This is a genomic window from Photobacterium angustum (assembly GCF_002954615.1).
GTDB classification, from domain to species: Bacteria; Pseudomonadota; Gammaproteobacteria; order Enterobacterales; family Vibrionaceae; genus Photobacterium; species Photobacterium angustum_A.
On the sequence record NZ_MSCJ01000003.1, the window covers coordinates 735,149 to 749,786 of the forward strand.

The window sequence follows — 14,638 nt, forward strand, 5'->3', positions numbered from 1 at the left end:
TGTTAGGCCCTCGCACTTAATGCTATCACTGGCGTTAAGTGTGCAGCCCTACGCGCAGGGAAAAATGCAGCTAATAAGGCAAGTACTGCTGTGATCATGAGTGTTAAAACGATAGATGTTGACGTCATTACTGGGTGACCGAGCCAATCGGGTAATGAGAGAAGATTTAAGCATTGAATGATGATGGCAGAAACGGCAATACCGGTGAGAGTTCCCACTGTCACCAATACAGCACCTTCGACCATAAACTGCATCAAAATATGAGTAGGAGTCGCACCAATGGCAAGCCTTACGCCTATTTCGCGGGTTCTTTCTGCTACAGATAAAAACATGATATTAGCAACACCTAATGCACCTACCGCGAGTGTCATTGCACCGCTAGCGCCTAAAAATAGCTGGATACCTCGTAACAGACTGGTGTAGAAATCGGCAAAGCGACTGTAATCAGGCATTCGTATAGCTTGTTTGTCTTTAGGATCAAATTGGTACTGTTTAGCGAAAAAGCTCTGCATTGCTGTACGTAATGCCATGCCTGAAATACCTTTCGCTGGTTGCACTAACAGATCGGTAGGGTTACTTAGCCATAAGTCATTAAATGTTGTACTTGGAATTAAGGCGGCACGTTTAATTCGGGTAAGCCCACTACTTTCTGTCTTTTTTGAAATACCGATCACTTGAAATGGCACACCATTGATGTTGATGTTGTCGTTCAAACGAATGTTTCCGCGTTTAGCGAGACGCCAGCCTATAATGGCAACACGAGTATGGTTGGCTAAATCACTCGGTGATATTTTACGAGAGCCTAGTACTAAACGCGTGTTATTAAGCGCCAGGAAGTGATTATCAATACCAAAAACATTTCCTTTTAATTGAGTGCCGTCAATATCTGTGACTTGTGCTTTGGCATTCGAATATAAAATAGAGACTTGTTTTATTTGAGGCACCTCAGACAACACACTTAGTTGCTTTTCCGTTGTCGTGATCTTTCTTCTCGCAGGGTATCCTTGCCACGGTTTGCTAGTTTGTGCAAAAGAGACTTTCTGTGTATCGCTCATCAGCATAGAAAAAGATTTTAAGTTTTCACGATAAAACCCTTCGCCTAATGCGACTAAGACTAAAACTGAAACAATACCCCAGACTATCGCAATAATGGCCAATGCACTTCTCAACCTATGGGTAAGCAGTGTTTGAACGGTTTGGCTAAGCAGTGTGATCATGGCATTAAGGCCTGAGAAAGCTGTGTAATTGTTTGGTCATTGAGTTGGCCTGTTAGCTTTAGCAATTCAATTCGGTTTAACCAGTATTGATAGAGAAGTTGCTGTAAGTCTTCTTTACTTCGATATACCGTATCTTGAACGTTGATAACGTCTAATGCTGTTGTACCATCAGCTCCAGAATTAAATAAAATTTCTTTAGTTTTAAGTGCTTTTTCATCGGATTTGACTTTTTCTACGCCCATTTCAACGCGTTTCCAATCCAGATCAAGTTGGTTAAAACGTGTCTTCACATTATTTTCGAGATTAAGTTCGACTTTTCTTAATTGCTGTTTAGCTATTTGTAATTCGAGCTTAGATTGTGAAACTTTGGTTTTAATCGCGCCATTAAGATCAATCGGCACTGAAACACCAAGGTTTGCACTCATCCCTTCGCTATTATTGTCAAAGTTATTACTGTAGCCAACGGAGCCGTTAACAGTAGGGTAGTATCCTGCTTGTGCTTGATCTACCGCGAGTTGTTGACGTTTTACATTTTGTTTCGCAATCAATAATTCAGGGCTGTTATCTTTTGCTTTGTTTAACCATGCTTTTTCATCATTGACTGCTAGTGCTGGTTGGTGAAGATTTTGGCTGTCGATTTCATTGACACGATCAGGCGTTTGGTTGATCACGATAGCGAGTTCAGACTGTTTTTCAACGAGATCTGATTGTCGTTGTAATACAGTGGTCTCAGTACCAATGACATGCGCTTTAGCATCGTCAATTCCTGTTGACATGATCAAACCGGATTTGTAGCGCTGTTCTGTCAGTGAGAGAAGTTGTTGACTGTCTTTACGTTGTTGCTCTGCAATGGAAAGCGAACGCTGAGCTTGTGCTAAAGCGAAATAAGCTTGGATAAGCTCTTCTGCCAGTGTGTTTTTCGCTTGCGTAATCGCGATTTTTGCAATAACTACATCTACTTGTGATTGATCCAATGCAGCCCAGTTTTGACTATTCCAAATCGATTGATTAAGTGAAATATTGTAGCCATTACTGTTGCCACCATCTTTAGTCCAGCCCGTTGTTGCACTCCCTTGAAGGCTAGGAAGTAATGCACTTTTGCTTAGTGATACACCGTATTGACTCTGACTTTCTTTAAGCTGTTTAATACGGTAATCAGGACTTGTTTGCTTTGCAGCCTCCCATGCTTGATCAATCGTTAATGCGAAGCTTTGAGTGCATACCATACCCAGTGAAAGACTCAACAGTGTGTTACGCCATATAGCTGTCATTATAAGCCCTCGACCATGCTGGCATCGATGATGCTTTGTTTTGGTTCAATACCTGATAGGACTTCAACATTAATACCGTCTGATAAGCCTAGTTTCACGGGAACCTCTTTAAAGCCTTTCGTTGAGTCATCGGCGATAAGTACAAAAGGATCATTACCTTTAAAATGCAGAGCGCGTTCAGGTACCGTCATTACGTCTGTCGCTTTTTTTAATGTGATATGTGCAGTAGCCGTAAAGCCTGAGCGTAAAGTAATATCTTTAGGAAATTTAATGTCACTGACTTCAACTGCAAAACCGTTGTCAAAGCTCTGCGCTTGCTGGTTGTTATTACTATCGTTGTTTAGCTTTTCTGATTGCACCGCAACTTTAGTGAGTTTTCCTGCAATTTTTAGATCAGGATAAGGCGCAAGGGTTAATTCAACAGGCATCCCCTCTGTTAGTTGGGCTGCATCATGTTCACTCACCGAACCTTTAAAGATGATATTTTTCATATCAGCCATAGTCATAATTTCTGTCGCTGCTTGGTTTGATTCCGTTGAAGTGATCGGTTCACCGACATCGACTTTGACATCTAATACCGTACCGTTAATCGGCGCATAAATAATAGAGGTGAGTTTGGTGGAACCTGCATCTGATTCGCCTTTACTCATTAGATCAGATTCTTGTTGTTTTTGTTTTAACTCAGCGGTTCTCGATTTCACATCCGCTTGTGCTTGAATATAGGCATCGAAATTAGCTGGAATAATTTTTTGTGCCGCTAAACGTTTTAAATTCGCCAATTTTATTTTGGCTGATTCTAAATCGGCTTTGCTTTTTAATAAGTCAGCATTAACACGTGTGAGATCTTGTGGAGTAGGGTTTGGACGAAGCTTTATAACGGGAGAGCCCGCCTCTACTTTATCGCCTAGATTGACATAAATTTTATCTACTATCCCTTCTATTTGAGATTTAATCTTTACCGCTTGAGCCGGCATGATTTGTCCTACCGCAATGGCTTGTTTCTCAATAGTTGCATTTTTAGCAGTCAGCATGGTGAAATGGTGTTCATCAGAAGAGGGAGCTTTAACTGCATAAATACCTAAGGCAGCAATAGCACTTAGGGTTGCAACGACAATCCAGCGTTTTTTCATAGTAATACTCTAACGGTGTAAATCGAAAAAAGGAATCTAAGTAAGACAACTATGAATAGCAGAATTCATAATTTCAATGATTAAATTTTAAATACATATAAATTAAAAGTGTTATTTAACTGTCAAGTTATTTTTAGAACAATAAAAAGGAAATACTTATTAAGCAGTAAAGTAAACATTGGCATTTTTCTATAGGAGCAATATGAATAAATAAGCGTTACCCTTCCTATCAAGTGGCTATATTTTGCCTAGTTCTATATTTATTTTACGGGAGGGGTTATGCCTTCCAAATTAATGAGTGGATATTTTCTGAGAGAAGCTACTTTAAGATTTCAAAATTGAAACTACTTTAAACAGCATGAAAAACTACACCTTCCTTCTTTCTTTTCGATAATTAATAGATTAAATGACCAATATTAACTTAATGATCGGAATGATCCTTATGTTTGCTTATCTATTAGATTTGGATTTTGGAATTTACGTTTTTTCTGGCTTGTTTGATTGAAATTAAACGTTTTAGCAATATATTATAACGCTAATTAACGACTTGTTAACACGAATAGGGATAAGGATGTTTAATGAAGATAGAAAATAAATTCTTAATCGAAGCTTTCCAAGTACCGTCAAAAGTAGCAGCGAGAGTTGCCCCATTCTTTGACCAACTCCCCCCTGATAAGTACATCAACAGCGATCATCGATTTCGTGCTTACGCGCGTTTTCAGTCTGAAAATGGAAACATCATTAAACTGCCTCATTCAAAATTTAAACAGTCATCTCAAGTTAATCGGGTGCTCGGTGACGTTGAACGTGACTTTTCTGATATGTCACAAGACATGGTAAATACCGTTGAATTCCAGCATCTTCTGAAATCATTTATGGAAAGTACCGGGGCTATAGATGATCACTCAGTTGTGGATGTTCACCAAATTCGTGTTACTTGCGACCATGATGCTGCAAGTGCACCTGCGCCAGAAGGAATACATCAAGATGGCTTCCGATATGTTGGTATTTTCTGTGTTCAAAGAAAAAACATCTCAGGTGGATATACGCAAATCTTTGCTTCTCCAGTAGAGCAGCATCCACATATGAATACAGTGCTTGAAGAAAATCAATTCGTAATACTCAATGACGAACGCTTTTATCATTACATATCTGAAACATTATCCAATATTGAAGGGCAAAAAGGAGTAAGAGATGTCTTCGTCTTTACCGCTTAGTCAACATGTAGATCAGTTACGTAAACAATTTCCAGCGTTAAATTGTCAGGTTGATGGTCGTCAAGCTATCTATTTTGATGGTCCCGGAGGCGCACAGCAACCGCTTAGTGTTATAGAGAGTTATGGTAATTATCTTAAGCAAGGTAATACTAACCTTGGTGGTCATTTTTCTGTCAGTCGTAAAACGGTAGAGCTTGTTGATACTTGTCGTGAGAAAGCGGCAGCACTTTTCGGTGCAGAAAAAAAAGAAGAAATTATATTTGGGGCCAACATGACCTCGATGACTTTCCATTTTAGCCGTGCGATAAGTAACGATTGGAAAGAGGGCGATGAGATCATACTGAGTACAGCAGATCATGGTTCAAATCGCTCATCATGGGCTATGGCAGCAAAAGATAAAGGGGTAAAAGTTCATTATATTCCTATCTTGGATAACACTTGCCAACTTGACCTTAAAGCGTTTGAAGGCTTACTTAATGATAAAACCCGACTTGTTGCTGTGACTGCAGCGAGTAATCTATCGGGTACGTTAGTCGATATTGAAAAAATAACACGACTTGGTAAAGCCAATGGCAGCGTCGTTTATATTGATGCAGTGCACCTTTTGCCTCATAAAATCATCAATGTTACTTCTTTAGGCGCTGACTTTGTTGCAGGTTCTGCGTACAAGTTCTTCGGTCCTCACCTTGGTGTATTGTACGGCCGCCAACAGGCCTTAGAGTATTACTCTCCTTATAAGGTAGAGCCAGCCCCTTCATACTCACCGAATTGCTGGGAAACAGGAACGTTAAATTTTGAGGCGTTATCGGCATTCTCGTCGACAATTGATTACTTAGCGTCTTTAGGGCACGGAAAGTGTTTACGAGAACAATTAGAGAGTGGTTATGAGAACATTGGCAATTACGAGAGTTTTCTCGTAAGCAAGTTCCTGACGCGCTTGAAAGACTACCCTTCAATTGAATTGTTCGGCGAGCCTAGTATTGATAATAGAACAGCAACGTTTGCACTGCGCTTTGGTGAATTGAACCCAGCAGAGGTAGCTGCTCACTTAGGAGAGCAGGAGATTTACACCTGGAGTGGTCATCTTTACGCAGATATGTTGACAGATGCGCTTAAAATAACAGAAAAGGGTGGGATCTTACGTGTCGGATTAATGCATTATAACACTGAAGAAGAAATCGAACGATTTTTCATTGCCCTTGATCAGATACTTTAACGATTGAGTAATCTTTAATAAGAGACCTTACTTTTCAATTGGTAATGTCTTCGTGTTGTTCATACTTGATTTGGCTACGATTCAATTTTCCGTAAACCAAATACGTTAAAAATGGGGGTGATGAAACATTCCCATTTTTAATGTGTCACTGCCTTATTAACGCCATATATCACTATTTAAGTACTTCATTATTTTACTCGTTATCAAACATGCGTAACGCTTATTTTTGCTAGCTGAACATAACACTCAGTCATAAAAACTACAGCTTGAAATGCACTCTTAATGCTAAGTGGCTACCCTACAATCGCCATGAAAGCAGAAACTTAACGTGAAAAGGTCCTGAGAAAAAATGAGCCCTGAAAAGCACTTCCTAGAATGGCAAACTAGTCAAACTTATGCCGAATCCATTGCTCCAGTTTTAGGTCAGCTGTACCGTCAAAAAGGTGTTGAAGTTATACTCTTTGGCAAAACCTTAGTTAATGCGACAACAATCGATATTATCAAAGCTCACCGTGTTGCAAAGCGATATATTGGTTGTTCACTCACAGTTGAACAAACTCAACCAATTATTCATCATCTTATTAATATGGATTTATCACCTTGTCGTATTGATGTCGGGCGCCTCGCACATACATTTTGGGATAGTAATGAAGATACACATGGGCTAGATGATTTCTTGCAAACAGCACTGAAAAGTTCACTTGAAGATGATCCAATGACAGAACCTCGTGATGTGGTGCTGTATGGTTTTGGTCGTATAGGTCGTTTATTAACTCGATTATTAGTTGATAAGAGTGGTCCCGGATATCCATTAAGATTACGTGCTATTGTGGTACGAGGTGGAAAAGAGGGTGACTTGGAAAAACGCGCAAGTTTACTACGCCGAGACTCTGTGCATGGCCAGTTTAATGGCAGTATTGTTGTCGATCATGAACGTAAAGCCATCATTGTGAACGGTAACTATATTCAAGTGATCTATGCCAATAAACCGCAAGATGTAGATTATTCCACTTTCGGTATTAAGGACGCCTTAGTTGTTGATAATACTGGTGTGTGGCGAGATACGGAAGGGCTTAGCCAACATCTTACCTGTAAAGGTACTAAAAAGGTGCTGTTGACTGCGCCAGGGAAAGGAGAAATAAAGAACGTTGTATTTGGTGTTAATGAAGACGTTATTGACCGTGAAGATACGATAATTTCTGCTGCAAGTTGCACGACTAATGCGATTACTCCTGTATTAAAGGCAGTACATGATAAGTTTGGTGTATTGTTTGGTCATATTGAAACAGTACATTCATTTACTAATGACCAAAATCTCATAGATAATTTCCATACTGGAGATCGTCGTGGCCGTGCAGCTTCATTGAACATGGTACTGACATCAACAGGTGCTGCTAAAGCAGTCGCAAAAGCCATGCCTGAAATGGCAGGGAAACTAACAGGTAACGCTATTCGTGTGCCAACTCCAAATGTATCAATGGCTGTAATGAATCTTCAATTAGAGCAGTGTACCGATAAAGAAGCGTTGAACGCTTATTTACGAGAAATAGCGCTCTCTTCAAGGTTGTCTGCACAAATTGATTTTACTGACTCGACAGAAGTGGTATCTACAGATTTAGTTGGCTCGCGTTATCCGGGAGTTGTTGATGGTGTTGCGACCATCGCACAAGACAATCGTGCCATTTTGTATATTTGGTATGACAATGAGTTTGGTTATAGCTGCCAGGTTGTTCATTGCATGGAGCAGATGATGGGAGTACGTTATAAAACCTATCCTTACGTTTAATGAATAGTTTTCTTAAACCGTTCTTAAAATAATAAAGGTACCAGTGAAAATATAATGGTTTCACTTGCCTGTTTTTATGAAGAGGATTGCCACTTAGTACTACTCAGCATAGTTCTGAGTGGCTTTTATTTGATAGAAGATAGATAAAGAGAATTGAGAAGCAACGCTTTATTGATAAAAACAGGATGAATAAAGCGCTGCGTATCTCACATAAAGAATTGCTTATGATGATTTATAACCCCATGTAAGCCATCAGTTCACTTTTGATCCGATTATATTCTCGATTCGTTACTTTTTGTGCTTGATAGTCGGTAGATTCTGCCTGCCCATCTTCTGCGACTTCAATTTCAAGAAAAGGAAGCTCATTGCTATTGGTCATTAGGTACAAAGCACGATTACCATCAATTTTATAGTCAAGATCAAATGCAACAATCGTTTCCATATTGATATAGACAGTATTTATTTTAAGCGCTTTTTTCATCACATCACCTCATCCCTTTAACATCAATATTTAAGCATTCGAATAAGCATATTCTCGATTATTTCTTCTGTCTTTATTGAGTTATGCAAACATACCTTTTGCTATTGCATAATTGTCTATACGTAAATGATAAAGATTTTTTTGTTACACGAAGATGTGTCGTACATCGCCTTTATTTGTATTCGAAAAGAAAGACAAGATAATAAGTTATAAGATGGGCAATTTATTATTAAGTTGAATTAATGCAAAAATTTAATATAAGTCGAATAAACACTGATTTTGGAATATTTAACGTTATAGGCACTTACAATAAAAAATGTAAAGTGCTAAAGATAAGTCAGTTATATCAGATGGGAACTGATGGTTGGTTTGAACTGAATATTAATAGAGCTCCATCTGTTGTTGAAAAATTAGAGCCTTTAATAATAAACCACATGAATTAAAGAACTTTATATTGCTTTATAATTGATGGATATTATTTAAATCTGGTATGGGTTTATGGACTTGGTTTAGACTTTAAATCATTAATATCACAAGTATTCAAAAAGGGTTAGCAGTGATGCTGTCAATATTATGGATGATGGGTGCACTTTGCTCGTTTTGTTTAATAGCTATTGGTGCAAGAGAGTTATCTGGTGATATCACCACTGCTCAGTTAATGGCACTGCGTAGTATAATTGGATTAGGCATTATTAGTGCTATTATCTTATATTATCGAGATAAACATTTATTTCAGACGCAACGCTTGCGGTTACACGTATTTCGCAATGTATTCCACTTTGCCGGTCAATATGGCTGGTTATTAGGGTTAACATTATTACCCTTGGCAGAAGTTTTTGCGATTGAGTTTACCGTACCTATTTGGACTGCAATTATTGCCACGTTGTTCTTAAACGAACGCTTTACCTCAAAGCGTTTGTTTTCCTTAGTGCTGGGTTTCATTGGCGTACTTATCATTGTTCAGCCCGGTATTAAAATCATTAATAGTGCTTCGCTAATCGTACTAGGGGCGGCGATGTGTTATGCCGTATCTCATGCTTCAACTAAATCACTTTCTACTTCAGATAAGCCATTAACTATTCTATTTTTCATGTGTTTAGTACAACTTCCGTTTGGGTTAATACTAGCTTACCAAGGTTGGCAATCACCCAATATCTTTGCGTGGGGTTGGATTGTTTTAGTGTCTGTTTCAGCACTATTAGCCCATTTCTGTATGACCAAAGCAATGCAATCTGCCGATGTAACCTTAGTGGTTATGATGGACTTTTTACGCTTACCTTTAATCGCGATTGTAGGGTTTTATGTTTATGAGGAAGGGATTGATTGGACTCTTTTCTTAGGTGCCAGTTTTATGCTGGTGGGTAATTTAATGAATGTGAGTTCACCTAGAAAAGAAATGGTGAATAGTTAATGTTGTCGTTATTCGCATCATTGGGTTATTACGTATTTCTTATTTTTAGTGGGTTATTATTTCTGATTTTGGCGCCGTCTACATTGGTGTATGCAGATGCTCATAAGATGTTGTTAATGATGACAATATGCTCCTGTATCATTCTTTGGTTACTGTTTTTTTATTTTCTCGTAACGAATGATACCTTTAGAGAAATCGCATTTACACGTATAACAAGGAAAGGAAATAAAATATTCAGTATTGCGCCAGCATTCATTTTCTTTACTATAACACCGCTCTTTATTTACATGTTTTATATAAAAGTGATCCCTAGTGTAATTATTGCTTTTCCTATCAATATTGCGTATCAAAATGTTGTCATTAAAGATCTTTCACAAGATAGAAGCATGGATTGGTGTATTAAGCCTGAAGAGTTTACACAATTTATGAATAATAGTATTTGTGATATTCCCTCTGAAGTCGCGAGTAAATTATCATTGAATGATCGCGTTATTTTAGTGGGGAGAAAAACGGATCTCAGTTTTGGCTATTATGCGATGGTCGTGACGAAACCTGAATTAGTCACTCCAATTAAGCATCACTTTTAGTAGTTTTGATAAGGATAGAGTAAGGCAATGTCATTCTTACAAAAGTTAAAACGCGATTTGTTGATTGAGCTGAGATCTAAACAGTTATCTGTTCAGGTATTTGGAACGAGTGAAAGGGTGGATTTATCTCCCTATATTGCGATTGAAGATACGAAAAATAATGTATTAGCCGTTGGTGATAAAGCAAAATATTTATCAGGTTCAAATATTACAGTGCTTAATCCGTTTGATCATAAACGCTCGTTTGTCGGTGATTTTTCTTGCGCAGAAAAGGTGCTGCAATATGCTGTCCGTGAAGTATTAGGTCACAACAAGTTTGTGTTAAGCCCACGTATTGTGATGCATCAATTGGAAAAAGTAGACGGTGGTCTTACTGATATTGAAGAGCGGGTGTTAAAAGAACTGGCGATGGGAGCTGGAGCAAGGGAGGTCTTAGTACATCATAACCAGGCTCGCATTAATGCTCAGAAAACCTCTTATGTAGCGTTTAAAAAACAATTGAGCTCGTAGTCTTACAGTGCCATTAATTTTTGTTGCGTGGTTTTATCCAGTTTTTCTAGCGCGTAGCGAAAAGCCATTCGTGTCATCGTACTGTGGTGCTGAGTTAAATATTCAATCACAGTTTCAGGTTCGTGTTTAGACAGTACTTTTAGCATCCAACCGTATCCTTTTTGCACCAAGTAGTGCTCATCATTCTGGAGTAAATTCGCCACGGTTAATGGGAATAAGTCGCTGTAGTCCTTTTTGTTCATTGGATAAATCAGGATCACTGCCGTAGCGCGGCGAACAGCAAAGTTATCATGGTTTACCCATGGCAAAATTTTAGGAAATAGTGATTTATACTTCAGTAGCAATTCACCAAAAGCATGGGTACAAAAATCATCACAATCGTTCCAGTCAGTTACGTAAGTAAATAACCAATGTTGGAAGGTTGTAAAGGTTTCAGGAGTATATTGCTTCTTCATTTTAAATGCCCAATCGTAAGCAATAATACTACAAGCCCAATCACGCTGTTTTAGCAATGTTTCACACACTGATAAAGTTGAATCGATATCTTGGATTTCTAATTGTTTAAAAAGTGCAGCAGAAAGGGCCCGAACCTGACTGGTTTTAATCGCTTTGGCGGGATAGCCTATTTCTGAAAGGGCATTTTTAACGGTTGATATGATCGTCATGGCGTCCTGCTTGTTGGCATTTAATGTAAATCATTTTTAAGGATATTGTTGCCAATGGTATTCCATTTGATGTGCCACTTGTTCTGCAAGCACTAAGCTGTGTAATTTTGATACGAGGTATAAGCTCATATCTATCCCTGCTGATATACCTCCGGATGTTATATATTTTCCATCACAAACCCATCTCTTGTTATCTATGACATTTAGTTCAGGGAAGGTTTCGATTAAAATTGGGATGTCCTCCCAGTGGGTTGTGACAAACAAATGGCTAAGCAATTGGGCTTGTGCGAGTAAAAAGACGCCAGTGCAAACAGAAACAACGTGTGTTGCTGTTGTATCAATATGCTTTATCCATGCTAATACTTCTGTTTTATTCATTTCTTCAGTGTGAATACCACCGACAACGATGAGAACATCTATATGCGGGTGATCGTTGAAGCTGTAATGTGGTAGTACTTGGAAGCCACCTCGTGCTGTCACTGGATCAGACGTTTCAGCAATGAGGAATATATTCCAATCTTTTGCATGTAAGCGCTTAGCGGTACTAAAAACTTCAAAAGGCCCAGAAAAGTCGAGAACTTCCGCATTCTCGTAAATATAAATACCTATATTCATTTTTGCTCCATGCATGAATGAACTTAAATGAGAAAGGAACAGATATAACGTTTAGTAGGGCTATCATATCGCGCAACATTACTGGAGGTAAGAGAGAAGATTGTGATGAGTGATACATTTTTGAATGTTTTAATAAAGCAATGAATGACTCTGTTATTAAGGGGGTATTTGTAAAGAAGTATTGGGGCATATTAATTAGAATAATTAATGAAGTGTTATCATAATCTTAATCATTATTTTTAACACTTCATCCGGGGGATAAATCTGTATTTAGTTAGTGACTTGACCAATAAAAATAAATACAGCAATAACCGTTGGCATATAAGCGTATTTGAGAATTTGTTTTAATTTAAAACTTGTTAAACGAGGTGCAAAGATACTAAATAAAATGCTGACGTTACATAGAATGAAAAGCCCGTAAGTTTTTATGGTAACGTCATGAGTTTTTAATAACTTAATTTGTGCGAGTATTAATACCACATTAAGAACAATACTAAAGATGCGTGCAATATTAAACTGTGCAGGTTGCATATCATTCGTTGAATTATCTTGCTCAGTTCTAGCAATAGTGTCTGCTGGTTGGTTCATGAATGTACATTCCTGAATGATGACGTAAAAAGAGGAAAGCCCAGTAATGGCAGGATAATCAGCCATAATATTTCGATATTCTAACTAAAGAGAAAATTTGTGATACCCCTAATCATGGTTAAATTTGCAATATCAGGTTGAAAATTTAATGACTGGTACATTGGTTATTCAGAATAATTTTTAAGTTTATCTTTTACGGTGCTTTTTAGTTTGATTATGATGAATTTTAAAATGTTGCATAAAATTAAAACAGGAGGTGTTTTGATTTCTCATCATAGTTATTCCTCATCAACGTATTCCTTCAATTTTTCTTGTCCTTTTTAGATAAGTTAGTCCTTTGTGTTAGCTCCCTAATTAGTTTGAATCTATGTTCACGATTTTTCATTGAGAAAACGTGCAGTTAAGCAAGGTTGTTAATGAATTATCTATGATGGAATTTAAAAAAAGATTACCCGTTATTTAAAGATGTATTTTAAATAACGGGTATATGGTATTTGAAAACTTTATTTAGTGAATTAAATCAATAAAAAATACTTAATTACACTTATTCTAATATTATTTAGCAATACCGCCTTGGGTTAATTTTGCAGGATCAAGTAATTTTTGCAGCTCTTCACGGCTAAGATCTGTTTCTTCTTCTGCTACATCAATAATTGCACGTTGTTCTTTGTAAGCTTTTTTAGCAATTTCAGCTGCTTTCAAATAACCAATAACTGGATTCAGTGCCGTAACCAGAATAGGGTTTTTCGCGAGTGCCGTTTGTAAGTTATCTTCACGAACGTTAAAGCTTAATATTGCTTTGTTAGCGAGTTGAACTGAAGTGTTTGTGAGTAGCTCAATACTCTGACTAATATTTAGAGCAATGACGGGAAGCATAACATTCAATTGAAAATTGCCAGATTGACCAGCAATTGTGATTGTCGAATCGTTACCAATCACTTGTGCTGCTACCATGGCTGCAGATTCAGGAATAACAGGGTTAACTTTACCAGGCATGATAGATGAACCTGGTTGTAAAGCTTGGAGTTCTATTTCTCCTAGTCCTGCAAGTGGGCCAGAATTCATCCATCGTAGATCGTTGGCGATCTTCATTATTGCTACAGCCGCTGTTTTTAGCTGTCCTGAGAGGCTAACAATCGCATCTTGGCTAGACATGTTATAAAAGAAATTGTCACTAGGTTTGAAAGATGATTTCGTTGTCGCAGAGAGATGTTTAGCAAATAAACCAGAAAAGTCCGGTGCTGCATTGATGCCTGTTCCGACCGCTGTACCGCCTTGTGCTAAGGCTTTTACTTGCGGCAGTGTTTGTTGTATTCCACTTGATGCTGCATCTATTTGATATTTCCAGCCACGGAGCTCCTGTGCCAACGTGATTGGCATAGCATCCATTAAGTGTGTACGCCCTGTTTTAACTACATTTTCAAGTGTCTGTGCTTTTGACTCAATGGCTTGGCTTAAATACTGTAATGCTGGAATAAGTTCTTGTTCAGTAGCAAGCGATGCGCTAATGGCGATAGCGGTTGGAATAACATCATTACTACTTTGCCCCATATTGACGTGGTCATTTGGGTTCACTATTTCGCCTAGTTTTCGTGATGCCAGTGTTGCAATCACTTCATTGGCATTCATGTTAGAGCTTGTTCCTGATCCCGTTTGGAATACATCAACTGGAAATTGTGTTAAATGTTGTCCATCAATGATTTCTTGGCAGGCAGAGATAATTGCATCGGCAATGTCTGTTTCTAATAGTGCTAATTCGGCATTTGCTTTTGCGGCTGCTTGTTTGATGAATGCTAATGCTTGAATGAATGTCGCTGGCATGGTTAACGCACTGATTGGAAAGTTATCAACAGCTCGTTGGGTTTGCGCTTGATAGAGTGCTGCTTCAGGTACTTGTACATCACCCATACTGTCTGTTTCTATGCGGTATGTAGTCATTAATCT

At 38.2% G+C, this 14,638-nt stretch carries 13 protein-coding genes and 1 pseudogene; 6 read left to right on the forward strand and 8 right to left on the reverse strand.

Going from position 1 to position 14,638, the window contains the following annotated elements; genetic code table 11:
- Positions 1–2 precede the first annotated feature (2 nt).
- The 3 genes from BTO08_RS17990 to BTO08_RS18000 are packed head-to-tail and all read right to left on the reverse strand — an operon-like array spanning position 3 to position 3,618.
- Positions 3–1,217 carry an ABC transporter permease gene (locus BTO08_RS17990; protein WP_105061980.1) on the reverse strand — a complete coding sequence of 405 codons (1,215 nt, stop codon included), beginning with the start codon at positions 1,215–1,217 and terminating at the stop codon, positions 3–5.
- Positions 1,214–2,488, reverse strand: a complete 1,275-nt coding sequence (locus BTO08_RS17995; RefSeq protein WP_105061981.1) for a TolC family protein — start codon at positions 2,486–2,488, stop codon at positions 1,214–1,216. The genes BTO08_RS17990 and BTO08_RS17995 overlap by 4 nt, the downstream gene beginning before the upstream one ends.
- On the reverse strand, positions 2,488–3,618 hold the full coding sequence (locus BTO08_RS18000) for an efflux RND transporter periplasmic adaptor subunit (protein WP_105061982.1): 1,131 nt from the start codon (positions 3,616–3,618) through the stop codon (positions 2,488–2,490). Before BTO08_RS18000 ends, BTO08_RS17995 begins: the two co-directional genes overlap by 1 nt.
- A 578-nt stretch (positions 3,619–4,196) precedes the next feature.
- On the opposite strand from BTO08_RS18000, the gene BTO08_RS18005 reads away from it, so the two are divergent.
- The 3 genes from BTO08_RS18005 to BTO08_RS18015 all read left to right on the forward strand — a co-directional run bounded on the left by BTO08_RS18005 (position 4,197) and on the right by BTO08_RS18015 (position 7,837).
- Positions 4,197–4,835: a 2OG-Fe dioxygenase family protein gene (locus BTO08_RS18005; protein WP_005365892.1), complete on the forward strand. Its 639-nt coding sequence runs from the start codon at positions 4,197–4,199 to the stop codon at positions 4,833–4,835.
- Positions 4,813–6,051: a cysteine desulfurase-like protein gene (locus BTO08_RS18010; RefSeq protein ID WP_105061983.1), complete on the forward strand. Its 1,239-nt coding sequence runs from the start codon at positions 4,813–4,815 to the stop codon at positions 6,049–6,051. Before BTO08_RS18005 ends, BTO08_RS18010 begins: the two co-directional genes overlap by 23 nt.
- A gap of 349 nt (positions 6,052–6,400) precedes the next feature.
- The gene (locus tag BTO08_RS18015) at positions 6,401–7,837 is read left to right on the forward strand and encodes a glyceraldehyde-3-phosphate dehydrogenase (RefSeq protein WP_105061984.1); all 1,437 of its coding nucleotides are present in this window, start codon (positions 6,401–6,403) and stop codon (positions 7,835–7,837) included.
- 232 nt (positions 7,838–8,069) lie between these two features.
- On the opposite strand, the gene BTO08_RS18020 is transcribed toward BTO08_RS18015, so the two are convergent.
- Entirely contained in the window at positions 8,070–8,318 is a 249-nt protein-coding gene (locus BTO08_RS18020) for a hypothetical protein (RefSeq protein WP_105061985.1), read from the reverse strand.
- A gap of 559 nt (positions 8,319–8,877) precedes the next feature.
- Here BTO08_RS18020 and BTO08_RS18030 point away from each other — a divergent pair.
- The 3 genes from BTO08_RS18030 to BTO08_RS18040 are packed head-to-tail and all read left to right on the forward strand — an operon-like array spanning position 8,878 to position 10,826.
- The gene (locus BTO08_RS18030; protein ID WP_105061987.1) at positions 8,878–9,729 is read left to right on the forward strand and encodes a DMT family transporter; all 852 of its coding nucleotides are present in this window, start codon (positions 8,878–8,880) and stop codon (positions 9,727–9,729) included.
- Positions 9,729–10,316: a hypothetical protein gene (locus tag BTO08_RS18035; RefSeq protein ID WP_105061988.1), complete on the forward strand. Its 588-nt coding sequence runs from the start codon at positions 9,729–9,731 to the stop codon at positions 10,314–10,316. The genes BTO08_RS18030 and BTO08_RS18035 overlap by 1 nt, the downstream gene beginning before the upstream one ends.
- Positions 10,317–10,343: 27 nt before the next feature.
- Complete coding sequence (locus BTO08_RS18040) at positions 10,344–10,826, forward strand: rod shape-determining protein (protein WP_105061989.1); 483 nt, start codon at positions 10,344–10,346, stop codon at positions 10,824–10,826.
- A gap of 2 nt (positions 10,827–10,828) precedes the next feature.
- On the opposite strand, the pseudogene BTO08_RS18045 reads toward BTO08_RS18040, so the two are convergent.
- The 4 genes and pseudogenes from BTO08_RS18045 to BTO08_RS18060 form a co-directional block, all read right to left on the reverse strand.
- Positions 10,829–11,515: pseudogene (locus tag BTO08_RS18045) on the reverse strand (DNA alkylation repair protein); the annotation flags it as partial.
- Between the two features lie 12 nt (positions 11,516–11,527).
- Entirely contained in the window at positions 11,528–12,106 is a 579-nt protein-coding gene (locus tag BTO08_RS18050) for a DJ-1/PfpI family protein (protein ID WP_105061991.1), read from the reverse strand.
- Between the two features lie 270 nt (positions 12,107–12,376).
- On the reverse strand, positions 12,377–12,760 hold the full coding sequence (locus BTO08_RS18055) for a fumarate hydratase (protein WP_242446296.1): 384 nt from the start codon (positions 12,758–12,760) through the stop codon (positions 12,377–12,379).
- 489 nt (positions 12,761–13,249) lie between these two features.
- Positions 13,250–14,632, reverse strand: coding sequence for a class II fumarate hydratase (locus tag BTO08_RS18060; protein ID WP_105061993.1), 1,383 nt, complete (start codon positions 14,630–14,632; stop codon positions 13,250–13,252).
- Positions 14,633–14,638: the final 6 nt, after the last annotated feature.